This is a genomic window from Streptomyces sp. NPDC059456 (assembly GCF_042750055.1).
Classification (GTDB): Bacteria; Actinomycetota; Actinomycetes; order Streptomycetales; family Streptomycetaceae; genus Streptomyces.
Window position 1 is genome coordinate 1 of sequence record NZ_JBHYVA010000039.1, and the last position, 25,562, is coordinate 25,562.

A 25,562-nucleotide genomic window follows, 5' to 3' on the forward strand; every position below is an offset into this window, starting at 1 on the left:
TCACGGGGCCGCGGCCCGGCCTGTCGTGGCCCCCCCCCCCCCGCCCGCCCCCGCCCCGGGCACCGCTCACCCCCTGGCCCCGGCCCGCGGGCGGGTCACGCACGATGACCCCTCGTGAGTACCACCCGCCTGTCCGGCCTGCTTCCCGACCTCGCCCCGTGGCGTTCCAGCCGCGATTTCCGGCTGCTCTTCTTCCAGGGCGCCGTCACGTTCTTCACGTCGTTCATGGCGATGATCGCCCTCCCGCTCCAGATCAAGCACCTGACGGACTCGCCGCTCGCGGTCGGTGCCATGGGTGCGGTGGAACTCGTCCCGCTGGTCGTCTTCGGCCTGTACGGCGGTGCCCTCGCCGACGCCCTCGACCGGCGGCGGCTGATCCTGCTGAGCGAGGCCGGACTCGGGGTGCTGGCCCTCGTCCTGCTCGTGAACTCCCTGCTGCCGAGCCCGATGCTGTGGCCCCTGTACGTGGTCGCCGCCGGGGTCTCGGCGCTCGCCGGACTCCAGCGCCCTGCCCTGGACTCGATGATGGCCCGGATCGTGCCGCACGAGCAGCAGACCGCGGCCGCCGCCCTCAACGCGCTGCGCTACCAGATCGGCGCGATCGCCGGACCGGCGCTGGCCGGCCTGGTCGTCGCCTACGCCGGCTACCCGGCCGCCTACGGGGTCACCGTCGCCGGGTTCGCCCTGTCCGTCGCGCTGTGCACCCGGCTGTCCCCGGCGCCGCCGTCGCCCGGCGCGGAACGGCCCTCGCTGCGCGGCATCGCCGAGGGCGCGCGCTACGCGTGGAGCAGGCCGGTGCTGCTCGGCACGTACGCGGTGGACCTGGCGGCGATGTTCTTCGCCTTCCCGAACACGATCTTCCCCTTCCTCGCGGACGAGCTGGACGCCGTCTGGGCACTGGGCCTGATGTACTCGGCGGGAGCCGTCGGCTCCCTCGTGCTCGGGATGACCAGCGGCTGGACCTCACGGGTGCGGCGGCACGGCCTGTTCGTGGTGAGCGGAGCCGCGGTCTGGGGCGCGGCGATCGCCGCCGCGGGCTGGTTCACCGACATCCGGCTGGTCCTGGTGTGCCTGGCGGTCGCGGGCGCCGGCGACATGCTGAGCGGCCTGGGCCGGGCGACGATCTGGAACCAGACCATCCCCGAGGAACTGCGCGGGCGGCTGGCGGGCATCGAGGTGCTGTCGTACAGCGTGGGCCCGCAGCTCGGCCAGGTCCGCGCGGGCACGGTCGCGGGCTGGACGGGCACCCGGCCGGCCTTCTGGAGCGGCGGGCTGATGTGCATCGGGGCGGTGGCGGTCCTGTCCGTCCTGCTGCCGAAGCTGGTGACCTACGACGCGGAAACGGACGAGGACGCGTTGCGCCGCCGGGCGGCGCGGCAGGCGGACCGTCCGGACACCGCCCCCGCTCCCACCCCGTGACCGCCCCCCACCCCGTGACCGGTCCCGGTCGCCGTCACGGCCGCCCGGTCGGCGGCCGGGATCCCGGGGGAGGGGTCCGGTCAGGGCGCTCGGCGGGTTCGCGCCGGGGCGGCGGGCCCACGACGTACTGGTTCTCCACGAGGTGCTCGTAGACCTCGAAGTCGACGGCCTGCCAGCGCCCCATGTCGCCGTGGACGGCCCGAAACTGGGCCGGAGTCGGACTCGCCATCGTTCCCACCTCTGCCCTCTGCTCGGCGGCTCGCTCCCTACGACGCTAGAACACTTCCCGGACGCATGCACGCCCCGGGGCGGGGACGGACCCGGCCGCGAGGAGCCGGCCGGTACGCCTCGCAGGCCTCCGGCCGGCGCCGTCACACCGTCAGGGCTCCCGCGTCCGCTGGACGTCGGTGCACAGGGCCCACACCACGAAGACGCCGATGGCGATGGCGATCAGCGACCACAGCGGCTGGTACGGCAGCCACATGAAGTGGAAGATCACGTACAGGCAGGTCAGGGCGATACCGGCGATCCGGCCCGCCTCCGAACCCTTGAGGATCGCCGCGCCCGCCACGAGCACGAGGACGCCGACGACGAGGTGGATCCAGCCCCAGGTCGTGAGGTCGAACTTGAAGGTGTAGTTGCCGATGTGCTGGTACACCTCGTCGTTCGCGAGGGCGACGATGCCCTCGATGATGGCGAAGACGCCACTGACGACCATCAGTACACCTGCGAACATCGTGCCGCCCGCGGCCCAGCCGCTGCCGCTGCTGGTACCCCTCGGCGTGGTACTCGGCGTGCTGCTCATCGCGCCGCCTCTCTGTCGGGTGCGGGACCCGGAACCGCGAGCCACGGCGGTCCCGTACACCATCGTGCGCACCACTGCCCCGGGCCGCACGTCGGGGCGGGCGCGCCGAACCGGCCAAAGACGACGCTGCCCGGCGTGCCCCGGGGAGGCGCTGGGCAGTACCCCGGGCATGTTGAGGCCCCAGCGTGAGCTGCCCCGTCAGATCTCCGATGCGCACGTCGACGCCCTGCTCGCGCTCGACCCGATCACCGGCACGTACCTCGGCACCTCCGCAGGCGCGGACAGACTGCCCGACTTCTCGCCCGACGGGGCGCTCGGTGCGGCGGAACTCGCGCGCGGGACCCTGGTGCGGCTCGCCGTGGCCGAAGCCGCCCCGCCCACGTCCGCCGACGGCGCCGCCGGGGGCGACGGGGATGCAGACCCCGAGGCCGACGGCGTCGAGCGGCGGTGCGCCCGGCTGCTGCGGGAGCGGCTCGACGCGGAACTGGCCCAGCACGAGGCCGGCGAGCACCTGCGCGCCGTCGACAACATCTCCTCGCCCCTGCACCGGGTGCGCAAGGTGTTCGCCGTGATGCCGACCCGGACGGCCGAGGACTGGGCGGTGATCGCGCGGCGGCTGCGGGCCGTGCCCGCGTGTCTGAGCGGCTACCGGGCCTCCCTCGCCGAGGGCGTGCGCCGCGGAACGGCAGCGGCGCCGCGCCAGGTGCGGGCCAACGTGGCCCAACTGGAGGAGTGGCTGGGCGCCGGGGCCGGCGGGTTCGGCCGGCTGGCGGCCGGCGCGCCGCCGCAACAGGCCGCCGAGGTGGCGGCCGCGGCCCGCGTGGCCACGGGCGCTTTCGCCGAACTGGCGGAGTGGTTCCGGCGCGAGTACGGTGCGCAGGCCACCGGCGCCGGGGCCGAGGACGCGGTCGGGCGCGAGCGCTACACCCGCTTCGCCCGCCACTACACCGGCGCGGACCTCGACCTCGACGAGGCGCACGCGTACGGCTGGGAGGAATTCCACCGGCTGCTGCCCGCGATGCGGGCCGAGGCCACGCGCGTCCTGCCCGGCGGACAGGACCCCTGGGTGGTCCTGGGCTGGCTGGGCGACCACGGCCGCAGCGTCCACGGGGCCGAGGAGACCAGGCTCTGGCTGCAGTCCCTGATGGACGAGGCAGTGGAGGCCCTGGACGGGCGGCACTTCGACATCGCCGAGCCGGTCCGGCGCGTCGAGTCCTGCATCGCACCGCCCGGCGGCGCCGCGGCGCCGTACTACTCGCAGCCCTCCCTGGACTTCACGCGCCCGGGCCGGACGTGGCTGCCCACCCTCGGCCGGACCCGCTTCCCCACCCACAACCTGGTGTCCACCTGGTACCACGAGGGGTTCCCCGGGCACCATCTCCAGCTGGGGCACTGGACGTTCCTCGCGGACGGCCTCTCCCGCTACCAGACGAAGGTCGCCAGGGTGAGCGCCACCACCGAGGGCTGGGCCCTGTACGCCGAACGCCTCATGGACGAGCTGGGGTTCCTCACCGACCCCGCGCACCGGCTGGGCCATCTCGACGCCCAGATGATGCGGGCCGTCCGCGTGATCGTCGACATCGGCATGCACCTGCGGATGCGGATCCCGGCCGGGTCGCCGTTCCGGCCGGGAGAACGCTGGACGCCCGCCCTGGCCCGGGAGTTCCTCGGCCGCTATTCCAGCCGGCCCGCGGCCTACCTGGACAGCGAGGTGATCCGCTACCTGGGCAGGCCCGGCCAGGCCATCTCGTACAAGCTCGGTGAACGGGCGTGGCTGGAGGGGCGGGAGCGGGCCCGGGCCAAGCAGGGGGCGGACTTCGACCTCAAACGCTGGCACATGGCCGCGCTCTCGCTCGGCTCGCTCGGCCTGCGGGACCTGAGCGACGAACTCGACTCCCTGTAGCCGGGATCAGGGGCGCGCGGCGGTGTGTTCGAGGACGGCGCGGACCTCCGTCGCGATCGCGGTCTCGTTGCGCTCGAACTCGGGGCCCGTCAGCAGGGCCGGATCCGCCGGGAGGCCGGTGAGGACGGGGGTGTGCAGGTGGCCGCCGGGCAGCTGCGGGGCGAGTTCACCGCGCAGGCGGTTGGAGCGGTAGGCCACCTCGTTGGACAGGTAACCGCCCCCGCCGCCCTCCACCGCCCGCGAACCCGGTGTCGGGCCGTCCTCGCGGTCCACGGGGGCGGTGGCACCCGCCGGGATCTCGGTGACGGCGGTGTTGAGCAGCACCGGGTACGGGCTCCGCACGGATCCGGTGGCCGCTTCGGTGGGAAGCGTGGTCCGGATGAACTCGGCGCCCGGGCCGAGGCCGGGGGCGGTCACCGGGTGCTCACGGGTACCGCCGGACAGGGAGCCGGTGTTGTCGGGGTACGGGTCCGCCGACCGGGACCGGCCCGCCCAGGCCTCCAGCGTGAAGATGCCGGGGTAGCCCTGGCTGACGGTGGTGATGACGTCGGCGGCGGCGCCGTGGCCGCCCGCCAGCCGCGGGGCGAAGGCCCGCTCCACGATGCCGGCGTCGAAGTCCGCGTACCGCACCGGCAGGACGACGGCGCGGATCTCGGCGGGACCGCCGTCGGCGAGGGTGATCCGGAGCCCGTTGAGCCGCAGGGCCGCGGAACCGGAGGGGTTGGCGCGGCGCAGTTCGGTGTCGAGTCCGAAGGGGTCGAAGCCGCTGATGAAGACGCGCCGTACGCCCGGCGCCGACCGGAAGGCGTTGTCCGTGAGGCCGCGGGAGGCGTCCTCGAAGCGGGTGCGCAGCGCGGGTCCGTCGACGGGGAAGGCCGGTTGCCAGCGGGCGAGCGCGGTGGTCATGGCCAGCCGGGTCCAGTACAGCGGCCGGTCGTCCCCGGCCGGGAGGTCACCGCCGGGCCGCTGCCCCTGGGCACGGCGTACGGCGGCCTGCCAGAGGGCCCCGCCCCAGTCGTCCAGGAGCCGCCCGGCCTCGGCGGCGCTGCGGGCCGTGCACAGTGCGGCGGGGAAGCGCCGGACGAAGTCCCCGAACCCGGCGCGTTCGACGAGCGCGGTGGTCCGGGCATCGGCGAGCCGCGCCTGTTCGGGGTCGGGGCGCGGGGCGGGGCCGGGGGCCGTGGTGCGGCACGGGGAGGTCTCGTCCGCGTGCGCGGGTGCGGCGACGGCCAGGGGAAGGACGGTGGCGAGAAGGGCCGCGACGGACGCGGCACGCCGTAAGAGCATCATGCAATGTGACATTACATAGACACGGGCGGCCCCACCAGACGCCCTCGTCCGTGCGGTTCACTCCGGTGCGGGGGTGTCACGGCGCCGTTGGCGCAGCGTCGCGTCGAGGGCCGCGGACAGTTCCGCCACCGTGGGCCGGGCCGCCGGATCGGGGCGCAGGCAGCCGTCGATGGCCGCCGCCAGGGCCCGGGGCAGCCGCCGCCGGGTGCCGACGGGCGGAGCCGGACCCTCGAGCTGCGGGTACCAGTCCCCGGCCCCGTCCGCGCCGCCCGAGCGCGCTCCCGATCCCGGTCCCGATTCCGTGCTCGGGTCCAGGGTTTCGCCGGGATCGAACGCCACTTCCCCGGTGGCCACTTCGTACAGGGTGACGCCGATGCCCCAGACGTCGGCCGCCGCCGACAGGACGCCCCCGCGCGCCTGTTCCGGTGCCATGTAGCCGAACGTGCCGGCCCCCGCGGGCGCGTGGCCGGGGGCCCGGGCGACGCTGAGGTCGAGCACCTTCGCGTGGCCGCCCTCCACCACGACGTTGGACGGCTTCAGGTCCAGGTGCAGCAGGCCCTGCCCGTGCAGGTAGTGCACCGCGGAGCACAGCTGCACGCCCAGGACGGCCACGTCCCCGGCGGACGCCCGCCGCGGGAGCCGGCCGACGAGGTGCGCCAGCGTCTCGCCCGTCAGCGTCTCCAGCACGACCAGCGGCTCCGGCGACTCGAAGGTCTCGTACGCGCGCACCAGGTGCGGGTGCGTGAAGCCCTGGAGCCACCGGCCCTCCCGGACGAGCCGCTCGCCCAGCCGCGCCTCGCCCCGGCGGTCCGGGCGCAGCACCTTCACCACGCACCGGCAGTCCCGCTCCCCGCTCCAGGCGTCGTAGAGATCCAGCCAGCCGGTCCGGGCCAGGTGCGCCAACACCTCGTACCCGGGGGCCGGAACCGTACCGGGCGCCAGCAGGGGAGCCGCAGGCGCGGCTGCGGCGTTGGCGGTGCCGGTGGCGGCGGGGCTCACGACAGCACCTTCAGGGGAGGAGGACCGGCGGCGGGGCCGGGCGCGCCGCCGTTCGCCCGGTGCAGGCGGGCGTAGGGCCCGTCCCGTACGAGCAGCTCCTCGTGCGTGCCGCACTGCGCGACCCGGCCCTGCTCCAGTACCACCGTGGACGTCGCGTCGCGGACGGTGAGCAGGTTGTGGGAGATCACGACGGTGGTCCGCCCGGCCATCAGCCGGCGCAACGGCTCCATGATCCGGCGGCCCGATTCGGCGTCCAGACCGGTGGTCGGTTCGTCCAGGAGCAGTACGGGCGCGTCCCGCACCATCGCGCGGGCGATCGCCAGGCGCTGGGCCTGGCCGCCGGACAGGGTCCGTCCCCGCTGGCCCACGACGGTGTCGTAGCCCTCGGGGAGCAGCCGGATGAAGGCGTCGGCGTCGGCCGCCCGCGCCGCCGCGACGATGTCCGCCTCCGTCGCGCCGGGCCGGCCGTACGCGATGTTCTCGCGGACCGTGCCGTGGAAGACCAGTGTCTCCTGGAGCACCACCGCGACGTTCTCCCGCAGTTCGGACAGCCGGAGCTCCCGCAGGTCGGTGCCGTCGAGGAGGACGGCCCCCCGGTCCGGGTCGTAGAAGCGCAGTTGCAGTTTCCCGACCGTGGACTTGCCGGCACCGCTCGCCCCGACCAGCGCCAGCGTCGCTCCCGGCTCCACGCGGAACGACACGTCGCGCAGGGCCCAGCGCCCCGTGCCCGGATAGCGGAAGGACACGCCGCGGAACTCGACATTGCCCCGGGCGCGTCCGACCTTCCGGGCACGGGCGGCTTCCACTTCCACGACCTGCGGACGCTGGTCGAGCAGTTCGATGATCCGCTCGGCCGACGCCGACGCCGCGTAGAAGGTGTTGGTGAGCTGGGACAGGTCGCGGATCGGGCCGTAGAGCTTGCCCAGCAGGGCGACGAAGACCAGCAGCCCGCCCAGCGTGAGCTGCCCCTGGGCCAGCTTCCACGTACCCAGGGCCAGGACGGCCAGTGCACCGGTCAGCTCGATCGCCTCGACGAGCGGGCCGTACACCGAGCGGATGCGGGCCGAGACCATCGCCGCCCGGAACCGGCCCATGCTCTCGCGGGCGAACCGGTCCTCCTCGGTCTCCTGCCGGTTGTACGCCTGCACGAGTGCGATGTTGCCGAGGGACTCCTCGGCGATCGCGCTGACCGAGCCGCTGCGCCGGCGCCGCTCGCGCGACGCGGCCCTGATCAGCCGGGAGAACTGCCGGGCCGCGCCCCAGAACAGGGGCACGATGACGAGCGCGAGAAGGGTCAGGTCCCAGCTCAGGTAGAAGAGCAGACCGAGGAAGACGCCCAACTGGATCACGTAGTAGAGGGCGTTGGCCACGCCCGACAGCAGGAACGTCTCGATCGCGTCGACGTCGCCGGTGATGCGGGCCAGTACGTCTCCCAGCCGCCGGCGCTCGAAGAACCCGAGCGAGAGGCCCTGGACGTGGCGGTAGACGTCCGCGCGCAGGGCCAGCAGAAAACGTTCGCCGACCCACGTGGACAACACGTCGTCGGCGAACCCCAGAACGCCCGAGCACAGCACCAGTCCCAGATAGGCCAGTGCGATCCACAGGAACGGGCCCAGGTCGCGCGGTACGAGGACCTCGTCCACCACGACCTTGAAGAGCCAGATCTCGGCCGCGTCCAGCAGCGGGCCGACGATGCTGAAGAGGAGGATCGGGACGAGCCAGCGCCGGCCGCCCCGGGTGTAGGGCCAGAACCGCCGGAAGGCCTCGCGCGGTGTGACGGGAGGTGCCGCGGCGACGACCGCATCGGGATCGTCCGTCACCGACAGCAGCCGCCGCAGGGCGTGCCGTGCCACGTGTTTCATCGTCGGGTGTCCTCAACGACCGGCGGCTGAGCGGACCACGAAGCGGATCCGCCCAGCCGTCCTCGCCGATCACCAGTTGTGACCGTGGTTTCCGTTGTTGCCGTGCTGGGTGTGCCGGCGACGACGGCGGCAGCGCCTCTCGGTGCTGTCGTTGTTCCCCGAGGTCATGTCCCTCTTTCCGTGACGGCGGTGCTTTGCAGGGATGAGGTGAGTGAAGATCGCCATGAGTTTTCCTCCTGGAGAGACTTCCACGGGGGTATACGCACCAGAGCGCCGGGGAGATTGCCCTTCGCGGAAAATTCTCGGTCGGAAATCTTTCGCGACCTCCGGGACCGCGGCGCGGACACCGCCCACGACCGGGTGAATCGGGAACGTTCGGGCCGCGCTGGTATGGGATGGCCCGGCACACCCTCATGCGATGGGAGACCCACATGAAGATCCGTACCCTGGTGGCCGGAGCCGCTCTGGTCGTCGGTGCGACGCTGGGCGGAATCGGCAGCGCCGCCGCCGACGCGGGGGCCGAAGGCTACGCCATCGGCTCGCCGGGCTTTCTCTCGGGCAACCTGGTCCAGATCCCGATCCACCTCCAGCTGAACGCCTGCGGCAACAGCATCAGCCTCATCGGTCTGCTGAACCCGGCCGGCGGCAACGTCTGCGTCAACTCCTGACCCAACCTGCCCGCGGTGTCACCGGCCCGTCCGGTGGCACCGCGGGTGCACGTCGGGTGCCGCGCGCCCGCACCGCCGCTACGTGACCCCGCGGATGCGGCGGACCAGCACCGATCCCGCCAGCGCCAGGGCGCCCGCGAGGGCGTAGAGCGTCGTGTACCCGCCGAAGTGCGTGACCACCGGCGCCGCGATCACCGGAGCCAGCACCTGGGGCAGCGCGTTGGCGATGTTGATGACCCCGAGGTCCCGGCCCCGGTCCTCGGCCGTCGGCAGCACGTCCGTCAGCAGGGCGAAGTCCACCGACGTGTAGACGCCGAAGCCGACCCCGAGGACCAGCGAGGCGACGACCGCCCCGGTCCAGGTCTGCCAGACGGCCAGCAACAGCGTGGCCACCGAGATGACGAGACCCGACCCGATGACGTAGGCCTTCCGGCGGCCCGTGCGGTCCGAGCGGACGCCGCCGACCACCACCGTGGCCAGCAGGGTCACCGCGTTCAGCGCCGTCAGGATCAGGACGCCCGTGTCCGCGTCGTCCTCGTAGTGCACCGCGTCCGTCAGGTAGTACAGCAGGTACATCGTGCTGACGGAGTACGACAGGTTCATCAGGAACCGCGTCAGCCAGGCCCAGCCGAAGTCCGGGTGCCGGCGCGGATCGATCCAGAAACCGGTGAGGAACGCCCGCCACCGGAAGGCCGGCCGGGCGGCGGGGGAGAGCCGGGTGTCGCGCCGCATCACCACGTACGGGACGGCCGCGAGCACCGAGAACGCCGCGCACGCGAGGTACCCGGCGGTGATGCCGCCCGCCACCGTGGCCAGCGCCGTGCCGACCAGGATGCCGCAGACCTGGGCGACGCCGAGCCAACCGCCGACCAGGCCGCGCTGCCGGGGCGGGACCTGATCGGGCACCGCCGCGGTGAGGGCGGCGAAGGCCGCGTTGAGGGCCAGTTGGACCAGGCACCAGCCGGCGATCACCAGGGCGAGGTCCGGTGCCCGCGCGAGGACGACCAGTCCGGCCGCCCCGCCCGCGACACCCGCCACCACCCAGGGGATCCGCCGACCGACCGACGCGGTCGTACGGTCCGAGAGGGCCCCGAACACCGGGTTGGCGACCATCGAGACGGCCGCGCCCACTCCCGTCACCAGCGCGAGCGTGGACGCCTTGTGGTCGGGGGCGAGCTGCTCGGCCTGGCGGGCCAGCAGCAGTTGGAGCGGCCCGAACCAGCCGACCCAGACCCCCAGGTTGGCGAGGGACAGGGCGCCCACCCACCGCCCGCCGACCGGTTCCCCGCCCGCCTGCCGCCCGCCCGCCGGTCCGCCTCCGGACGGTCCGCCGCCGGGGGCCGGTTTCCCGCCCGCCGGGTCGGCGCCCTCCTCGGCCGTCCGCCCGATCGTCATCCGCGGCCCTTGATCACGTCGCGGTACCAGGCGTACGAGTCCTTCGGAGTGCGTTCCAGCGTCTCGTAGTCGACGTGGACCAGCCCGAACCGCTGCCGGTAGCCCTCCGCCCACTCGAAGTTGTCGAGGATCGACCAGATGAAGTAGCCGCGGACGTCGACCCCCTCCTCCATCGCCCGGTGCAGGGCGCCGAGATGGCCCGCGTGGTACGCGATCCGGCGCGCGTCGGCGATCCGGCCCGTGACGGGATCGGGCCCGTCCCCGTACGAGCAGCCGTTCTCGGTGACGTACAGCGGCGGCAGCCGGTCGCCGTAGCGCCCGCGCAGCGAGACGAGCAGTTCGCGCAGGCCGTCCGGGACCACCGGCCAGCCGAAGTCGGTGTGTGCGTACCCCTCGATCGGCCGGATCGCGAACGGGAGGTCCGCCGGGATCCCGATGCCCCCGAACTCGCCCGCGGGTCCGCCCTGTTGCGGGGCTCCGACGAGCATCGGGTTGTAGTAGTTGACGCCGTACCAGTCGAGCGGGGCCGAGATCGTCGCGAGGTCTTCCGCCACCGGGCCGGGCAGCAGCGAGGCCAGGCCCTCGTCGGGGTACGCACCGGTCAGGATCGGGTCGGAGAAGAGGCGGTTGGTGAGCATGTCGTACAGCTCGGCGGCGCCGCGGTCGGCCTCGCCGTCGCCGGCGGCCCACACGGGGCTGTGCGAGGCGGCGATGCCGATCTGCCGGGCGCCGGCGGCGCGCAGGGCCTGTACGCCGAGTCCGTGGGCCAGGAGCTGGTGGTGCGCCGCGGGCAGGGCGTCGAAGACGAGGCGTTTGCCCGGGGCGTGCTCGCCGAGGCCGTACCCGAGGAGGGTGACCTCGGCGGGCTCGTTGATGGTGATCCACATCGGGACGCGGTCGGCGAGCCGCTCCGCGACGACGGAGGCGTACGCGGCGAACCGCTGCGCGGTGTCGCGGCTGAGCCAGCCGCCCTTCTCCTCCAGGGCGAGCGGGGTGTCCCAGTGGAACAGCGTGGGCACGGGGGCGATCCCGGCGGTGCACAGCGCGTCGACGAGCCGGTCGTAGAAGTCCAGCCCCTCGCGGTTGACCCGCCCGTGGCCGTCGGGCAGGACCCGCGACCAGGACACCGAGAACCGGTAGGCGCCGACGCCCAGACCGGCCATCAGGGCCACGTCCTCGCGGTAGCGGCGGTAGTGGTCGGTGGCCACGTCCGCGTGCGAGCCGTCCTTGATGCGGCCCGCCTCCTTCGTGAACGCGTCCCACGAGGAAGGGCCCCGGCCGCCCGCGGCGGGCGAGCCCTCGATCTGGAACGCCGAGGCGGAGACGCCCCACAGGAAACCGGCGGGGAACTGGGGTACGGGCGCAGTCATACGGGCTCGCTTCGGTCGCGGTGGCGCACGGCACGGACTGCCGACAGGGCGGTGTCCGGCCGCTGTCGGATGCATCGCTGACGGCCACACTTTTGGGCCCCGGGGCCCGCCCTGTCAATGGAAAGTGAACAATCCTCTACTTCTTCGTGCGGGGCGTGCGGCCCGTACCCTGGAGGCGTGGCCAGGGCCAACGAACGGGTCGAGGCGCTGCTGCGGGAGTACGCCGACCTGATCGCGATCAGCGGCGGCGACGCCTTCAAGGCGCGCGCCTACGAGAAGGCCGCCCGTTCCGTCGGCGGCCACCCGGCCGATGTCGCCGGGCTGGACGCCAGGGCCCTGCGGGAGATCCCGCACGTGGGCCGGTCCATCGCCGACAAGATCGTGGAGTTCCTGGGCACCGGACACGTCCCGGACATCGAGGCGAGCCGGGCTGCCGTACCGGCCGGGGTGCGCGAGCTGACGGCCGTCCCCGGCCTGGGGCCCAGAAAGGCCCTCGTCCTGTACGAGCAGCTGGGCATCTCCTCCGTCGAGCAGCTGGAGGAGGCCATCGGGCAGGAGCGGCTGCGCGATCTGAAAGGGTTCGGCGAGCAGACGGAGCAGAACATCCTCCACGGGATCTCCGTCCTGCGCCACGCCGACGGCCGGATCCTGCTCGACGCCGCGACGGACATCGCCGAGCAGATCGTCGCCGGGATGGAGCGGATCCCGGGGTGCGTGCGCTGCACGTACGCGGGTTCGCTGCGCCGGATGCGGGAGACCGTCGGCGACATCGACGTCCTGGTGGCGGCCGACCGGTCCGCCCCGTTCATGACGGCGCTCACCGAACTCCCGTACGTGGCCGAGGTCATCGTGCGGGGGGCGAAGAAGACCTCCGTGCGCACCGGCGCCGGGCTCCAGGTCGACCTGCGCGTCCTGCCGCCCGCCTCCTGGGGCGCGGGACTCCAGTACTTCACCGGGTCCAAGGCGCACAACGTCCGCACCCGCGCGCTGGCCGTGCGCCAGGGGTTCAAGCTCTCCGAGTACGGGCTCTTCGACGCCCGGAGCGGCGAGAACCTCGCCTCGGAGACCGAGGAGGAGATCTACGCCCGGCTCGGACTGCCCTGGATCCCGCCGCCGTTGCGGGAGGACCGCGGCGAGGTCGCGGCGGCACTGCGCGGCGAACTGCCCGCCCTGCTGGCGGAGGGCGACATCCGAGGCGACCTGCACACCCACACCGACCTCACCGACGGGCTCGCCTCCCTGGAGGACATGGTGGCCGCCGCTGCCGCCCGCGGCTACGCGTACTACGCGGTCACCGACCATGCGCCGGACCTCGCCATGCAGCGCATGACGCGGGAGAAGATCCTGGCCCAGCGCGAGCGGGTCCGGGCACTGGACCGCACGGTGCGCGGAATGCGGCTGCTGCACGGCACGGAACTCAACATCGGGCCGGACGGCGGCCTGGACTGGCCCGACGCGTTCCTCGCGGACTTCGACCTGTGCGTGGCCTCCGTCCACTCCCACTTCGGCCAGAGCCGGCAGGCCATGACCCGGCGCTTCATCCGGGCCTGCGAGAACCCGAACGTCGCCGTCATCGGCCATCCCACCACCCGGCGGATCGGCCGCCGCCCCGGCGTGGACGCCGACTTCGACGCCGTCTTCGAGGCCTGCGCGCGGACGGGCACCGCGCTGGAGATCAACGCGCATCCGGAGCGGCTCGACCTGGGCGACGAGGACATCCTGCGGGCGAAGCGCCACGGGGTGAAGTTCGCGGTGAACTCGGACGCGCACGCGACCACGCACCTGCCGTACCTGCGCTACGGGGTGGGCACGGCGCAGCGCGGCTGGCTGACGGAGGACGACGTCGTCAACGCCTGGCCGTGGACCCGGCTGCACCGTTTCCTGCGGGCGAAGCGCGCCTGACCGCAACGGGTCCGGCCCGCCCCCGATCACGGGGGCGGGCCGGACCGGGCGCGCGGCGGGTCCACGGGCCGGGTGCACGGGGCCGGTCAGTTGTTCTGGGTGGCGTCCGTGTCCGCCTCGGCGGCCGCGCTCTCGGCGTCGTCCAGTTTCTTCTGCATGTCCCGGACGGTCGCGTCGTCGGAGCCGCTCACGGACTGGCTGTCCTTCGGCGAGGCGCTCGCGCCCGGCATGCAGCCGGTGAGCACCAGCGCCGCGCCCGTGAGCAGGACGGCCATCCCCAGTGCGGCGCGGCGGGGGACGGTCACTTGGACCCCTGCGCGGAGCACCAGGTGCTGACGGCCTTCAGGTCGTCCTGCCGCTTCTGGAGGGTGGGCAGCAGGCTCTTGCGGAAGGTCAGGCGGTCGTTCAGGTAGGTGTGGACCTCGGTGTGACCGGCGGTCTGGGCGTTCGCGACGCGCTGCTCCAGCCGGGCGACGGAGCCGGGGACGGTCACGTCGCCGTTCAGCCGGTCGATCGCGGTGCTGATCCGGGTCTGCGTCTTCGGCAGGCGCTTGCAGATGGCCTTGGCGCCGTCGCCCTTCGGCGCGGACTTGGCCGTCTTCGGGGCGGCGGGGGCGGGGCTGGCGTTGTCGGCCTGTGCGGGAGCGGCGGCGAACAGGGCGCCGGCCAGCGCGACGGCGCCGATGGCGGCGGCGGTCCTACGGTTCGGGAGCATGGCTGTATCCCCTTCGGTACGAGCGGGCCGGCTCAATGGCGGCCGGCCGGACAGGACGGTAGGGGGCCTCTTTGTGGAATCTTTGTGAGTCCGGGCGGGTCCGCGGGGGGCTCAGTCGCCCCGGGAGATCCAGTCCCGCCGCGCGGGCAGCCGCAGCGTCGGGGAATCCGGCGCCGACAGGGGCAGGCGCACCTCGAAGCGGGTGCCCGTGCCGCCGGGCGGCGTCCCGACGGCGACCGTGCCCCGGTGCAGCGCGGCCTGCTGGGCGACGAGGGTCAGCCCGAGTCCGGAGCCGGGGCTGCCCGGGCGGTGGTGGAACCGCCGGAACACGGCTTCCCGCTCGCCGGGCGGGATGCCGGGGCCCGCGTCGTCCACGGTGAGCACCGCACAGCCGCTCTCCGCGTGCAGCCGTACCGCGACGTGCGCCGGCCCGTCCGGCATCCGGCCGTGCACCACCGCATTGCCCAGCAGGTTGGCGAGCAGGATCCTCAGCCCGGGATCCCAGCCGAACACCCTGAGTTCCGCGGGGAGTTCCACGTCCAGCCGGGCCGCGGGATGGTGGCGGGCGGTCTCGCCGGTGACGGTGTCCACGAGTTCGGACAGGTCGAGCGGGGCGAAGGCGGACACCTCCACCAGATCGCCCCGGGCGAGCATCCGCAGGGCCGTGAGCAGGTCCAGCAGGCGGGCGTGGTCGCTCTGCAGGTCCCGTACGATCTCGGCCCGTTCGGCGTGAGGGAGATCGGGATGGGCGGCGAGGACGTCCAGGTCGGTCCGCATGCTCATCAGCGGTGTGCGCAGCTCGTGCGAGGCGGCCGAGGAGAACGAGCGGGCGGTGTCCAGCGCCTGTGCGGTGCGGGCGGCCTGCTCCTCGTACCGGGTCAGCAACTGGCCGATGGCCGAGGACAGTTCGTCGACCTCGGTGATGTTCGAGGGGGTGGTGGCGAAGGCGGCCGGGCCGGCCCCCGGATCGAGCTCGGCGGCCCGGCGGCTCAGCCTCCGGACGGACGCGGTGGCACGGCCGGCCAGCCCGTACGCGAGCAGCCCGGAGACCGGCGCCGCGAGCAGGGCCACCAGCAGTACCCGGCGGCGTACGGCGACGACCTGCGGGTCTGCGGCCGAGGCCGGGGTGAACAGCCACAGGGTGCCCGGCGCGGGCCCGCTCACCGGGACGGTCAGCACCCGCCAGGCGCGGCCCTTGGCCCGGACGGTGACGGGCCCGTCCGGGGTCTGCTCGGGCAGCCGCACCGGTTCGGCGGGCTGCGGTCCGCCCTCCAGCACGGTGGCGCCGGTCGCCGCGCGGACCCGGATGCCCGCGTCGAGGACGTCGCCGAGGACCTTGCGGTGCTGGTTCTGCTCGACCTTCGGCCGGCCGTTCAGGTCGGCCGTGAGCATCGTCTTGACGTCGGGGAGCACGGCCGAGGCGCGGTCCTGGAGCCGGGTGTCCTGCTGCTGGTGCAGATCGCGGCTGACCAGCCCGAGCACCAGCAGGCCCGCGGCGAGCACCAGCAGGGGCACCACCACGGTCACCGAGAGCGCGATGCGGGTGGCGAGCTTCACGATCCGCTCCGGGGTTCGGGGACGCGCAGGACGAAGCCGACCCCGCGCACGGTGTGGATCAGCCTCGGGCGCCCGCCCTCCTCCAGTTTGCGGCGCAGGTAGCTGACGAAGGTGTCGACGGCGTCGCTGCGGACCTCGAAGTCGTAGCCCCACACCCGGTCGAGCAGCTGGTCCCGGGTGAGGACGATCCCGGCGTTGCGCACGAGCTGGACCAGCAGCTCGAACTCGCGGCGGGTCAAGTGGAGCTCGGCCCCGTCCTGGCGTACCTGCCGGCTCGCCTCGTCGATCACCAGCGGGCCGGCGCGCAGCACGTCCGCCGGTGCCCGGTCCGGGCGGCGGCGCAGCAGCGCGGTCAGGCGCAGGACGAGTTCCTCCAGGGCGAAGGGTTTGACCAGGTAGTCGTCGGCTCCGGCCTGCAGCCCGGCGATGCGGTCCGCGACCTCGTCGAGGGCCGACAGCATCAGTACGGGGGTCTCGTCGCCGCGGGCGCGCAGGGTGCGGCAGACCTCCGTGCCGGTGAGGCCGGGCATCGAGACGTCCAGGACGAGGACGTCCGGGATCCGGTCGGCGAGCGCGGCCAGCGCGCCGGGCCCGTCCTCGGCGAGGAGCACGGTGAAGCCGCTCAGCCGCAGTCCGCGCTCCAGGGAGCGGCGGATGGCGGCGTCGTCGTCCGCCACCAATACCCGTCCGGCGGATGTGCTACCGGTCACACTGCCCTCCTCTCGCGGCGTTGTCGCAGGCAGCGCCGACCCTCTCACGCCCCCCGGACCGTCCGGAAGCCGGGGTGAGGGGGGGGTGTGCTCAGGGCCTGGGGCAGGGGGCCGCGCGCACCGGGGACGACGCCGGTCACGTCGGCTCCTTCCGGAGGGCTTCCACGAGGTCCGCGCCGGTGTTCCGCAGGGCGCGCGGGACCCGCGGGCCCGACGCGATGGTGCGGGTCGTGCGGGTGAGGGCGTTGAGGGCGCGGACGGAGCCGATGTCCGGGACGCGCTCCGCGAGGGCGGACAGCCACGCGTCCGTTTCCCGCCATGCGCCGGCCCGGGCCAGTACGGACGCCAGCTCGGCCGGGAAGAGCGACCGGTAGGCCGGAGCCCCGCCCGCCGCGGTCGCCTCGTACAGGAGGGACGCCGCCCCGTCCAGATCTCCGAGGGCGGCGAGGGCGAGCCCGTGATGGCCGTCGAGCTCCGGGCCGTCGAACCACCAGGTCCAGGACGGATCGTGCGCCGAAGGCCCGTCGGCCAGCAGCTCCCGGGCCGTGGACAGCGACCGCAGCGCCCTGCGGCGCCGGCCGAGCCGGGCCAGGGCGCGCGCCTCGCGCACGTGGAAGACGGCGGCCACCCGCGCCGGCAGCTCCCGGCCGGCCAGGACGGACGACGAGATGCGCAGCGACGCGGCGGGGCGCCCGAGGTGCTCCTCCTGGAGGCACAGCACGGAGAGCACGAGCAGTTCGAGGGAGCGGTCCTCCCGGGGCAGGGTGCGGGCCACGGCCAGTGCCCGGCGGCTGAGCCGGCGCGACGGCCCGTGCCGCTCCGCGTCGAAGAGGATCCAGGCGGCGACCTGGAAGAGCTCCATCAGTGCCGGCCGTTCGGCCGTACCCGTTCCCGTACCCGTACCCGTCCCGCCACCCGGTCCCGGTCCCGCGCAACCGCCCTGACGGCGAACGAGGGCGGTGACGGCGCGCAGGGCCGCCGGGGCGGCCCGGCGCGCTCCCGCCGTCCGGTCCGTTTCGAGGAGCTCCGCGGTCAGTGCGGCGACGTTTTCCATGGTCCGAGCCTGCGGCCTTCCGGGGCCGTGGGCGAGGCCTTCCGATGTCGTGAACCCTTCCTTGACAAGGTAGGGGGGCACCCTCAAACTGACGTTGCGTTCACCGCAATCCGTTTCGCCATACGCACCGAGGTGTCATGAAGATTCCCGTGTGCCGACTCGCGGATCTCCCGCGGGGCGAGGTTTGCCGGCTCGACTCCGACCCCCCGATCGCGGTGTTCCACACCGAAGACGGCGAGGTGTACGCCATCGACGACACGTGCACCCACCAGGACGCCTCGCTCTCCGACGGCTGGCTGGAGGGGTGCGAGATCGAATGCCCCCTGCACGCCTCGAAGTTCGACCTGCGCACCGGCGCCGTGGACTCCCCGCCGGCCAGGCGCCCCGTCCGCACCCACCCGGTCCTCGTCGAGGAGGGCACGGTGTACGTCCTGCCGCGGGACGCATCGGCCGGCCTGCCGCATCAGCCGCACCAGCCGCCTCGTGCGGCCGCCCTCCGGGAGGAAGGCCGCGCCTGAAGGACGCGGCCGTCGTCCCGCACCACGACGTTCCGCGAGGAGTGCACGTGACATCGAGCAGCCTGCCGGAGAGCCTGGTCGCCACCCTGCCCGGCGCGTACTACACCGACCCGGCCGTCTTCCGGCTGGAGCAGGAGCGCATCTTCGAGACGATGTGGTTCTGCGTGGGGCGCTCGTCCGAACTCGCCGGCCCGGGCGCCTTCCGCACCGTGGACGTCGGACGCGAGAGCGTCCTGGTGACGCGGTCGCGCGCCCGCGCCGTCCGTGCCTTCTTCAACGTGTGCCGCCACCGCGGTGCGAAGCTGTGCACGCAGGAGACCGGCGAGGTCCGGCGGGCCTTCCAATGCCCGTACCACGCCTGGACGTACGACCTCGACGGCACACTGATCGCCGCCCCCAACCTGACGAGGATGCCGGACGTCGGCCGGACCGAGTTCGGGCTGGCAGCCGTGGCGGTACGCGAATGGCTCGGCTACGTGTGGGTCTGCCTCGCCGAGCACCCGCCCTCCTTCGAGGAACAGGTCATCGGAGCCGTCGTCGAGCGGCTCGGCGACGCGGAGGCCGTCGAGCGGTACGGCATCGCCGGCCTGGAGGTCGGCCGGCGGATCGTCTACGACGTCAGGGCGAACTGGAAGCTCATCGTCGAGAACTTCATGGAGTGCTACCACTGCGCCACGATCCACCCCGAACTCACCGAGGTGCTGCCGGAGTTCGCGGGCGGCTACGCGGCCCAGTACTACGTCGGGCACGGCGCCGCCTTCGGCGAGGGGATCCGGGGGTTCACCGTCGACGGCTCGGAGGGTCTCGACCGCATCCCCACCGTGTCACCGGACCAGGACCGCAAGTACTACGCGGTCACCGTGCGCCCGCAGGTCTTCGTCAACCTCGTCCCGGACCATGTCGTCTTCCACCGGATGTACCCGGTCGCGGCCGACCGCACCCGCGTCGAGTGCGACTGGCTGTTCCTCAAGGACGTGGTGGACAGCGGCCGGGACGTCAGCCGTTCCGTCGAGCTCTTCGACCGGGTCAACCGGCAGGACTTCGAGGCCTGCGAGCGCTGCCAGCCCGCGATGGGCTCGCGCATGTACGCCGGGGGAGGCGTGCTGGTGCCCAGCGAGCACCACATCGCGGCGTTCCACGACTGGATCCGGGACCGCCTCGGGGACAAGCCCTAGCCCAGGTGGCCCATGCGGTGGCTGATCTCCTGCGCACCCTTCACCAGCAGCGGGGCGAGCCCGCGCATGCGCTCCTCGGTGAAGCGGTAGCTCGGACCCGAGGCGCTGATCGCGGCGATCACCACGCCGTCCCGGTCGCGGACCGGCGCGGCCATGGCGTGCAGCCCGAGCTCGTACTCCTCCAGGGTCATGGCGTACCCCCGGTCCAGCACTTCGACGAGGTTCTTCTCCAGCTTCGTCCGGGCGGTCAGGGTGCTCGGCGTGTACTTCTTCAGGCCGGCCTCCGCCAGCAGCTGCACCCGCCGCTTCGCCGGGAGGTGGGCGAGGAGCACCTTGCCGCTGGAGGTGGCGTGCAGCGGCGTCAGCTGGCCGACCCAGTTGTGCGCCGTGACCGCTCCCGGGCCGCGCACCTGGCAGAGGTTGATCGCGTACTGCTCCTCGAGGATGGCGATGTTGACCGTTTCGCCGAGCTCCTCGGCCAGCCGCTCGCACACCGGGCGGCCGACCTGCGTGATGTCGATCCGCCCCGTGACCGCGCCCGCGAGCCGCACGATCCCGAACCCGAGCCGGTACTTGCCCCGGTCGGTGGCCTGTTCGACGAGACCGCGCGCCTCCAGTGCCCCGAGCAGCCGGAAGGCCGTCGACTTGTGGACGTCGATCTCCGCCGCCACCTCGCTGACGCCCGCCTCGCCGCGCCGGGCGAGGATCTCCAGCACGCTGACGGCGCGGTCGACGGACTGCACCCCGCCCGCCGGCGCGCCCGGAGTTTCGGTGGCTGTTTCCTGGTTGCTCATGGCGGAACCATACTCGCCGTCACCAACGGCCTGCCGGGCGAGCCGGGGCCGGAAAGTTGCGCGGAACGCAACCTGGTGCGCATGACGGCACCCGTACTAGCATGCGCCGCATGGTGACGGCTGGGGGGCGGCCCTCGGCCGGAGACGACGGGGAGGGACGAGATTCCGATGGTGCCCCAGCAGTACGACTTCGTCATCGTCGGCGGCGGATCGGCCGGCAGCGCCCTGGCGAACCGGCTCTCCGCCGAGCCGGGCGCCCGCGTCCTGGTGCTCGAAGCGGGCCGCCCCGACTACCCCTGGGACGTCTTCATCCACATGCCGGCCGCCCTGACCTTCCCCATCGGCAGCCGCTTCTACGACTGGAAGTACGCGTCCGAGCCCGAGCCGCACATGAACGGGCGGCGCATCCACCACGCCCGCGGCAAGGTGCTCGGCGGGTCGAGCAGCATCAACGGCATGATCTTCCAGCGCGGCAACCCCCTGGACTACGAGCGCTGGGGCGCCGACCCGGGCATGGCGGACTGGGACTACGCGCACTGCCTCCCGTACTTCAACCGGATGGAGAACTGCCTGGCCGCGGACCCCGGGGACGAGCTCCGCGGCCACGAGGGCCCCCTCGTCCTGGAACGCGGCCCGGCCACCGGCCCCCTCTTCACCGCCTTCATGGAGGCGGTCCAGGAAGCCGGCCATCCGCTCACCGACGACGTCAACGGCCACCGGCAGGAGGGCTTCGCCGCCTTCGACCGCACCATCCACCGCGGACGCCGGCTCTCCGCGGCCCGGGCCTACCTCCACCCCGCCATGAAGCGGCCCAACCTCCACGTGCGGACCAGGGCCTTCGTGACCCGGATCCTCTTCGAGGGCAAGCGCGCCGTCGGCGTCGAGTACCGCCGCGGACGCGGCGCGCCCCGGCAGGTGCGGGCCGGGGAGGTGATCCTGTGCGGCGGCGCCTTCAACTCCCCGCACCTGCTCCAGCTGTCCGGCGTCGGCAACGCCGGTGAACTGCGGGCCCTGGACGTCGACGTCGTGCACGACCTGCCGGGCGTGGGGGAGAACCTCCAGGACCACCTGGAGGTGTACGTCCAGTACGCCTGCAAGCAGCCCGTCTCGATGCAGCCCTACCTGAAGTGGCGCCACCGCCCCTGGATCGGCCTGCAGTGGCTCCTGCGCACCGGCCCCGGTGCGACCAACCACTTCGAGGCCGGCGGTTTCGTGCGCGGCAACGAGGACGTCGCGTACCCCAACCTGATGTTCCACTTCCTGCCGGTCGCGGTCCGCTACGACGGCTCCTCGCCCGCCGGGGGCCACGGCTACCAGGTGCACGTCGGCCCCATGTACTCCGACGCCAGGGGCTCGGTGAAGATCAGGAGCAAGGACCCCCGGGTCCACCCGGCCCTGCGGTTCAACTACCTCTCCACGGATCAGGACCGCCGCGAGTGGGTCGAGGCGGTCCGCACCGCGCGCACCATCCTGGGCCGGCCCGGGCTGGCCCCGTACAACGGCGGTGAGATCTCGCCCGGTCCCGGCGTCGAAACCGACGAGCAGATCCTCGACTGGGTGGCCCGGGAGGGCGAGACCGCCCTGCACCCCTCCTGCACCTGCCGGATGGGCACCGGCGAGGGGGACGTCACCGATCCGGCGAGCCTGCGCGTGCACGGTCTGGACGGGCTGCGGGTCGTGGACGCGTCCGTGATGCCGTACGTGACGAACGGGAACATCTACGCACCCGTCATGATGGTGGCCGAGAAGGCCGCCGATCTCATCCTGGGCAACGAGCCACTGCCGCCGTCCACGGCCGAGTTCCACCGGCACCACCGCCTCCACAGCGAGGCAGAGCAGGGGCACGGCCCCGGCCACACCTGAGGAGGAGCGGCATGTCCGCCCGGCCCACGCCGTACACCGAACGCCCCGCGCCGGCCCCCGTCGTCACCGGGGGCGGCCTCGCGGAGCTCCTGCGCAGGGTCCGCTACGAGGTCCTGCCGGCGAAGGCCACCGAGGACAAGGTCCTGGCACACGTCCCGGCGGACGTGCCCGTCACGGTCACCGCGTCCCCGGCCAAGGGCCTGGGCCCCACGCTGGACCTCGCCGTCCGCCTGGCCGGGCACGGGTACCGGGTCGTCCCGCACGTCCCGGCCCGGCAGATCACCGGCGCCGGGCACCTTTCGGACATCGTGGACCGGCTGGTCGCCGCCGGCATCGAGGACGTCTTCGTACCGGCCGGCGACGCCGACCCGCCGGCCGGGCCGTATGACGCGGCCCTGCCCGTACTGCGCCGCCTCGGCGAGCTCGGCAGCCCGTTCGCGCACGTCGGCATCACCGGGTACCCCGAGAGCCACCCCCTCATCGACGACGACGTCGCCGTGCAGGCGATGCGGGACAAGCAACCGCACGCGACGTACATCGTCAGCAACCTGTGCTTCGACCCGGCGACCCTGAGCCACTGGCTCGCGCAGGTGCGCCGCCGGCGGATCGCCCTGCCCGTGCACGTCGGCGTCGCCGGCCCCGTCGAACGCACCAAGCTGCTGTCCATGGCCACGAAGATCGGCGTGGGGGAGTCGGCCAAATTCCTCACCCGCCACCCCTCGTGGTTCCTGCGCTTCGCCGCGCCCGGCGGCTACTCCCCGCAGCGGCTGCTGCGCCGCAGCGCCCCCGCCCTGGGATCCCCCGAGTCCGCGGTGGCCGGCCTGCACCTGTTCACCTTCAACCAGATAGCCGAGACCGAACGCTGGCGGCGCGCGATGCTGGAGCGCCTCGGCGGCTGAACGGGCCGCCGCACCGCCCCCGCACCCGGCCGCGGGGCCGCCGGTCCCCTTGACGTACCGCACCCCGTGGGCGATCGTGTCGTTCCATTCCAAGCACTACGCTGCGCAATACGCAACGCACATACCGGTGTTACCCGTATGGAGGGCTCCGCGCGTGGCAGATCCGTACGTCGGCGGGAAGTGGCGCGAAGCGGTGGCGGGCGGCCGTCGGGACGGCCCGCCGGTGATCTCCGTACGCGGCCTGTGGAAGGTCTTCGGGCCGAAGGCGGACCGGGTGCCGGACTCGCCCGCTCTGGCCGCCCTCTCCCGCCGCGAGCTGCTGGAGCGCACCGGCTGCACCGCGGCCGTGCGCGACGTGTCCTTCGACGTGTCGCCCGGCGAGGTCTTCGTGGTCATGGGCCTGTCCGGCTCCGGGAAGTCGACGCTCGTGCGGTGTCTGACCCGGCTGATCGAGCCGACGGCCGGCGAGCTCGTCTTCGAGGGCGAGGACATCCGCGGCGCCGACCACAGGCGGCTGCGCGAGCTGCGCCGGCGCAAGTTCGCGATGGTCTTCCAGCACTTCGGGCTGCTGCCGCACCGCCGCGTCCTGGACAACGTCGCGTACGGCCTGGAGATCCGCGGCACCGGCCGGGCCGAGCGCACCCGGCGCGCCGTGGAGGTGATCGAACTCGTCGGCCTCGCCGGGTACGAGCACTCCTACCCCGACCAGCTCTCCGGCGGCATGCAGCAGCGCGTGGGCCTCGCCCGCGCCCTCGCCGGGGACCCGGACGTGCTCCTGTTCGACGAGCCGTTCTCGGCGCTCGACCCGCTGATCCGCCGGGACATGCAGCAGGAGGTCGTCCGGCTGCACCGGGAGGTCGGCAAGACGATGGTGTTCGTCACCCACGACCTGTCCGAGGCACTGAAGCTGGGCGACCGCATCCTCATCATGCGCGACGGCCGCACGGTCCAGTGCGGTACGGGCGACGAGCTGGTGGGGGCGCCCGCCGACGACTACGTCCGGGACTTCGTCGCGGACGTGCCGCGCGCGCAGGTGCTCACCCTGCGCCGGATCATGCGCCCGGCCCGCCCGGACGACGCCCTCGACGGGCCGTCGTTCGCTCCCGACATCGTTGTCCGCGAGGCCGTGCGCACCGTCCTCGCGGCGGACCGGCCCGTGCAGGTCGTCGAGAACGGGCTGCTGCTGGGCCTCGTCGGCGCCGAGGAGATCCTCGCCGTCGTCGCCGGCCCGGAGGGCGGTGCGTGATGGCCGTCCCGGCAGCACCGGCCGCGCGGCGGGCGCCGTCCCCGCGGCGAGCGCCGGCCCGGGGCGGCCGCGCCCTGGCGGCGGCCGCGGTCCTCGTCGGGTGGGCCGCCTTGTGGGCGGCGCTGCGCGGCCTGCACACGCTTCCCCTCGGCCCGGCCGAACTGACGCCGCTCCACCGGCGGTTCAACGAGATCAACGACGCCGTCGGGGCCGGCCGGAACAGCAATCCGGTCTTCCTCCACGTCTTCAACGAGATCCGGCTCGCCATCGACACCCTCGTCACCCTCCTCCAGGGGCTGCTCGCACAGCCGTCCTTCGGCCGGCCCGTCCCCGTGGTCGGCTGGCTGGGCGTCGTCGCCGTCGCCGGATACCTCTCGTGGGTGTTCGGGAACGTACGGGTGGCGGCCCTCGCCGTCGCCGGCTTCGTCCTCCTCGGCCTCCAGGGACTGTGGCGCGAGAGCATGGACACCCTCGCCCTGACCCTGGCGGCCGTCCTGGTCTCCCTGCTCATCGGCATTCCGCTCGGTGTCTGGGCCGGGCTGTCCGACCGGGTGCACCGCCTGGTGACCCCGGTGCTCGACTTCATGCAGACGATGCCGACCTTCGTCTACCTGGCGCCCCTGACCCTGTTCTTCCTCATCGGCCCGGCGTCCGCGACGATCGCCACGCTGGTCTTCGCGATGCCGCCGGCCGTACGCATCACCGCCCACGCGATCCGTTCCGTGCCCGCCGCCGCGGTCGAGGCGGCCGGCTCGCTCGGCGCGACCCGCGGCCAGACGCTCGCGACCGTGCTGCTGCCGCTGTCCAAGCGGACCGTCGTGCTGGGCGTGAACCAGACCATCATGGCCGCGCTCTCCATGGTCACCATCGCCGCACTCATCGACGCGCCCGGGCTCGGCAAGACCGTCCTCAAGGCGCTGGAGACGCTCGACGTGGGCACGGCCTTCAACGCCGGGCTCGCCATCGTCGTCCTGGCCGTCGTCCTCGACCGGGTCACCACCGCGGCGAGCGAGCGCACCGGCCGCCCGGGGCGAGGGCGCCGTCCCCTGCTCCTCGGCGGCGCCGTGCTCACCGGCGCATGCGTCTGGCTCTCCCACACCTACGTGTGGGCGGCGCGGTTCCCCGCCGACGCCGGTGTCGGCGCGGCGGTCTCCCGTACGGCGGACTCCGCCACCGCATGGGCACAGGGCAGCCTCGCCGGGGTGACGGGCGCGGTGCGCGACGTGGTCACGACCCTGCTGCTCAACCCCTTCGAGGCGCTGCTGACGGGCTCCCCGTGGTGGCTCGTCGGCGCGGTGGGCGGGGGCGGGGGGCGGGGCGCGCGAGCGCGGCGGTGCGCCGGGGCACGCGCCCGCGGGCGTCTCGAGAACAGAGGAGAGTCTCTGGGCGCCGCAGCCCCGCGCGATCAGTCCCACTCG

The 25,562-nt window shown here is 73.5% G+C and carries 23 protein-coding genes; 10 read left to right on the forward strand and 13 right to left on the reverse strand.

Annotation, left to right across the window (positions count from 1 at the left end):
• Nucleotides 1–114: 114 nt before the first annotated feature.
• On the forward strand, nt 115–1,419 hold the full coding sequence (locus ACFXA3_RS06155) for an MFS transporter (protein WP_385182614.1): 1,305 nt from the start codon (nt 115–117) through the stop codon (nt 1,417–1,419).
• A gap of 34 nt (nt 1,420–1,453) precedes the next feature.
• Here ACFXA3_RS06155 and ACFXA3_RS06160 read toward each other — a convergent pair whose 3' ends face one another.
• Nucleotides 1,454–1,648 (reverse strand): hypothetical protein, encoded by a 195-nt coding sequence (locus tag ACFXA3_RS06160; protein ID WP_385182616.1) that lies wholly within the window; start codon nt 1,646–1,648, stop codon nt 1,454–1,456.
• 150 nt (nt 1,649–1,798) lie between these two features.
• Nucleotides 1,799–2,224, reverse strand: coding sequence for a hypothetical protein (locus ACFXA3_RS06165; RefSeq protein ID WP_385182619.1), 426 nt, complete (start codon nt 2,222–2,224; stop codon nt 1,799–1,801).
• 169 nt (nt 2,225–2,393) lie between these two features.
• On the opposite strand from ACFXA3_RS06165, the gene ACFXA3_RS06170 reads away from it, so the two are divergent.
• Nucleotides 2,394–4,127 carry a DUF885 domain-containing protein gene (locus tag ACFXA3_RS06170; protein ID WP_385182622.1) on the forward strand — a complete coding sequence of 578 codons (1,734 nt, stop codon included), beginning with the start codon at nt 2,394–2,396 and terminating at the stop codon, nt 4,125–4,127.
• Nucleotides 4,128–4,133: 6 nt separating this feature from the next.
• On the opposite strand, the gene ACFXA3_RS06175 is transcribed toward ACFXA3_RS06170, so the two are convergent.
• From ACFXA3_RS06175 to ACFXA3_RS06185, 3 genes are read right to left on the reverse strand one after another with little or no spacing between them, the layout of a single operon-like run.
• Nucleotides 4,134–5,417 carry a pyroglutamyl peptidase gene (locus ACFXA3_RS06175; protein WP_385182625.1) on the reverse strand — a complete coding sequence of 428 codons (1,284 nt, stop codon included), beginning with the start codon at nt 5,415–5,417 and terminating at the stop codon, nt 4,134–4,136.
• A 57-nt stretch (nt 5,418–5,474) separates the two neighbouring features.
• A complete protein-coding gene (locus ACFXA3_RS06180; protein WP_385182627.1) occupies nt 5,475–6,416 on the reverse strand; it encodes a serine/threonine-protein kinase in 942 nt (313 codons plus the stop codon).
• Nucleotides 6,413–8,278 carry an ABC transporter ATP-binding protein gene (locus tag ACFXA3_RS06185; protein WP_385182630.1) on the reverse strand — a complete coding sequence of 622 codons (1,866 nt, stop codon included), beginning with the start codon at nt 8,276–8,278 and terminating at the stop codon, nt 6,413–6,415. The genes ACFXA3_RS06180 and ACFXA3_RS06185 overlap by 4 nt, the downstream gene beginning before the upstream one ends.
• A gap of 431 nt (nt 8,279–8,709) precedes the next feature.
• Between ACFXA3_RS06185 and ACFXA3_RS06190 the strand changes: the two genes are divergently transcribed.
• Nucleotides 8,710–8,946 (forward strand): chaplin, encoded by a 237-nt coding sequence (locus ACFXA3_RS06190; RefSeq protein ID WP_385182633.1) that lies wholly within the window; start codon nt 8,710–8,712, stop codon nt 8,944–8,946.
• Between the two features lie 78 nt (nt 8,947–9,024).
• On the opposite strand, the gene ACFXA3_RS06195 is transcribed toward ACFXA3_RS06190, so the two are convergent.
• Both ACFXA3_RS06195 and ACFXA3_RS06200 read right to left on the reverse strand, forming a co-directional pair.
• Nucleotides 9,025–10,341 carry an MFS transporter gene (locus tag ACFXA3_RS06195; protein ID WP_385182635.1) on the reverse strand — a complete coding sequence of 439 codons (1,317 nt, stop codon included), beginning with the start codon at nt 10,339–10,341 and terminating at the stop codon, nt 9,025–9,027.
• Nucleotides 10,338–11,711, reverse strand: a complete 1,374-nt coding sequence (locus ACFXA3_RS06200; protein ID WP_385182638.1) for a GH1 family beta-glucosidase — start codon at nt 11,709–11,711, stop codon at nt 10,338–10,340. The genes ACFXA3_RS06195 and ACFXA3_RS06200 overlap by 4 nt, the downstream gene beginning before the upstream one ends.
• A gap of 177 nt (nt 11,712–11,888) precedes the next feature.
• Between ACFXA3_RS06200 and polX the strand changes: the two genes are divergently transcribed.
• Complete coding sequence (gene polX, locus ACFXA3_RS06205) at nt 11,889–13,613, forward strand: DNA polymerase/3'-5' exonuclease PolX (protein ID WP_385182641.1); 1,725 nt, start codon at nt 11,889–11,891, stop codon at nt 13,611–13,613.
• 86 nt (nt 13,614–13,699) lie between these two features.
• Here polX and ACFXA3_RS06210 read toward each other — a convergent pair whose 3' ends face one another.
• The 5 genes from ACFXA3_RS06210 to ACFXA3_RS06230 form a co-directional block, all read right to left on the reverse strand.
• The gene (locus ACFXA3_RS06210; protein WP_385182643.1) at nt 13,700–13,918 is read right to left on the reverse strand and encodes a hypothetical protein; all 219 of its coding nucleotides are present in this window, start codon (nt 13,916–13,918) and stop codon (nt 13,700–13,702) included.
• The gene (locus ACFXA3_RS06215) at nt 13,915–14,328 is read right to left on the reverse strand and encodes a hypothetical protein (RefSeq protein WP_385182645.1); all 414 of its coding nucleotides are present in this window, start codon (nt 14,326–14,328) and stop codon (nt 13,915–13,917) included. The genes ACFXA3_RS06210 and ACFXA3_RS06215 overlap by 4 nt, the downstream gene beginning before the upstream one ends.
• A 111-nt stretch (nt 14,329–14,439) precedes the next feature.
• Complete coding sequence (locus tag ACFXA3_RS06220; RefSeq protein WP_385182648.1) at nt 14,440–15,885, reverse strand: sensor histidine kinase; 1,446 nt, start codon at nt 15,883–15,885, stop codon at nt 14,440–14,442.
• Nucleotides 15,882–16,595: a response regulator transcription factor gene (locus ACFXA3_RS06225; RefSeq protein WP_385182650.1), complete on the reverse strand. Its 714-nt coding sequence runs from the start codon at nt 16,593–16,595 to the stop codon at nt 15,882–15,884. Before ACFXA3_RS06225 ends, ACFXA3_RS06220 begins: the two co-directional genes overlap by 4 nt.
• A gap of 136 nt (nt 16,596–16,731) precedes the next feature.
• Nucleotides 16,732–17,649, reverse strand: coding sequence for a DNA-binding protein (locus ACFXA3_RS06230; RefSeq protein ID WP_385182653.1), 918 nt, complete (start codon nt 17,647–17,649; stop codon nt 16,732–16,734).
• Nucleotides 17,650–17,786: 137 nt separating this feature from the next.
• Here ACFXA3_RS06230 and ACFXA3_RS06235 point away from each other — a divergent pair, with 137 nt between their 5' ends.
• Both ACFXA3_RS06235 and ACFXA3_RS06240 read left to right on the forward strand, forming a co-directional pair.
• Nucleotides 17,787–18,167, forward strand: a complete 381-nt coding sequence (locus ACFXA3_RS06235; RefSeq protein WP_385182656.1) for a bifunctional 3-phenylpropionate/cinnamic acid dioxygenase ferredoxin subunit — start codon at nt 17,787–17,789, stop codon at nt 18,165–18,167.
• 47 nt (nt 18,168–18,214) lie between these two features.
• Nucleotides 18,215–19,342 carry an aromatic ring-hydroxylating dioxygenase subunit alpha gene (locus ACFXA3_RS06240; RefSeq protein WP_385182658.1) on the forward strand — a complete coding sequence of 376 codons (1,128 nt, stop codon included), beginning with the start codon at nt 18,215–18,217 and terminating at the stop codon, nt 19,340–19,342.
• Here the strand turns inward: ACFXA3_RS06240 and ACFXA3_RS06245 are convergent.
• Nucleotides 19,339–20,136 (reverse strand): IclR family transcriptional regulator, encoded by a 798-nt coding sequence (locus ACFXA3_RS06245; protein ID WP_385182661.1) that lies wholly within the window; start codon nt 20,134–20,136, stop codon nt 19,339–19,341. The two genes, ACFXA3_RS06240 and ACFXA3_RS06245, sit on opposite strands and share 4 nt — an antisense overlap.
• Nucleotides 20,137–20,304: 168 nt before the next feature.
• Here ACFXA3_RS06245 and betA point away from each other — a divergent pair, with 168 nt between their 5' ends.
• The 4 genes from betA to ACFXA3_RS06265 all read left to right on the forward strand — a co-directional run.
• Nucleotides 20,305–21,999, forward strand: a complete 1,695-nt coding sequence (gene betA / locus ACFXA3_RS06250) for a choline dehydrogenase (RefSeq protein WP_385182664.1) — start codon at nt 20,305–20,307, stop codon at nt 21,997–21,999.
• An 11-nt stretch (nt 22,000–22,010) separates the two neighbouring features.
• On the forward strand, nt 22,011–22,898 hold the full coding sequence (locus ACFXA3_RS06255; RefSeq protein WP_385182667.1) for a 5,10-methylenetetrahydrofolate reductase: 888 nt from the start codon (nt 22,011–22,013) through the stop codon (nt 22,896–22,898).
• Nucleotides 22,899–23,091: 193 nt separating this feature from the next.
• Nucleotides 23,092–24,144 carry a glycine betaine/L-proline ABC transporter ATP-binding protein gene (locus tag ACFXA3_RS06260; protein ID WP_385182672.1) on the forward strand — a complete coding sequence of 351 codons (1,053 nt, stop codon included), beginning with the start codon at nt 23,092–23,094 and terminating at the stop codon, nt 24,142–24,144.
• Nucleotides 24,144–25,562, forward strand: a 1,419-nt coding sequence (locus ACFXA3_RS06265) for an ABC transporter permease (RefSeq protein ID WP_385182669.1), incomplete at its 3' end; no start/stop codon positions are given. The genes ACFXA3_RS06260 and ACFXA3_RS06265, both read left to right, overlap by 1 nt.

What these genes read in the sequence shown, in the direction of transcription:
- ACFXA3_RS06160 (WP_385182616.1), bottom strand. Translation starts at nt 1,648, where the DNA reads ATGGCGAGTCCGACTCCGGCCCAGTTTCGGGCCGTCCACGGCGACATG.
- ACFXA3_RS06165 (WP_385182619.1), bottom strand. Translation starts at nt 2,224, where the DNA reads ATGAGCAGCACGCCGAGTACCACGCCGAGGGGTACCAGCAGCGGCAGC.
- ACFXA3_RS06170 (WP_385182622.1), top strand. Translation starts at nt 2,394, where the DNA reads ATGTTGAGGCCCCAGCGTGAGCTGCCCCGTCAGATCTCCGATGCGCAC.
- ACFXA3_RS06175 (WP_385182625.1), bottom strand. Translation starts at nt 5,417, where the DNA reads ATGATGCTCTTACGGCGTGCCGCGTCCGTCGCGGCCCTTCTCGCCACC.
- ACFXA3_RS06185 (WP_385182630.1), bottom strand. Translation starts at nt 8,278, where the DNA reads ATGAAACACGTGGCACGGCACGCCCTGCGGCGGCTGCTGTCGGTGACG.
- ACFXA3_RS06190 (WP_385182633.1), top strand. Translation starts at nt 8,710, where the DNA reads ATGAAGATCCGTACCCTGGTGGCCGGAGCCGCTCTGGTCGTCGGTGCG.
- ACFXA3_RS06195 (WP_385182635.1), bottom strand. Translation starts at nt 10,341, where the DNA reads ATGACGATCGGGCGGACGGCCGAGGAGGGCGCCGACCCGGCGGGCGGG.
- ACFXA3_RS06200 (WP_385182638.1), bottom strand. Translation starts at nt 11,711, where the DNA reads ATGACTGCGCCCGTACCCCAGTTCCCCGCCGGTTTCCTGTGGGGCGTC.
- ACFXA3_RS06215 (WP_385182645.1), bottom strand. Translation starts at nt 14,328, where the DNA reads ATGCTCCCGAACCGTAGGACCGCCGCCGCCATCGGCGCCGTCGCGCTG.
- ACFXA3_RS06230 (WP_385182653.1), bottom strand. Translation starts at nt 17,649, where the DNA reads ATGGAAAACGTCGCCGCACTGACCGCGGAGCTCCTCGAAACGGACCGG.
- ACFXA3_RS06235 (WP_385182656.1), top strand. Translation starts at nt 17,787, where the DNA reads ATGAAGATTCCCGTGTGCCGACTCGCGGATCTCCCGCGGGGCGAGGTT.
- ACFXA3_RS06245 (WP_385182661.1), bottom strand. Translation starts at nt 20,136, where the DNA reads ATGAGCAACCAGGAAACAGCCACCGAAACTCCGGGCGCGCCGGCGGGC.
- betA (WP_385182664.1), top strand. Translation starts at nt 20,305, where the DNA reads ATGGTGCCCCAGCAGTACGACTTCGTCATCGTCGGCGGCGGATCGGCC.
- ACFXA3_RS06255 (WP_385182667.1), top strand. Translation starts at nt 22,011, where the DNA reads ATGTCCGCCCGGCCCACGCCGTACACCGAACGCCCCGCGCCGGCCCCC.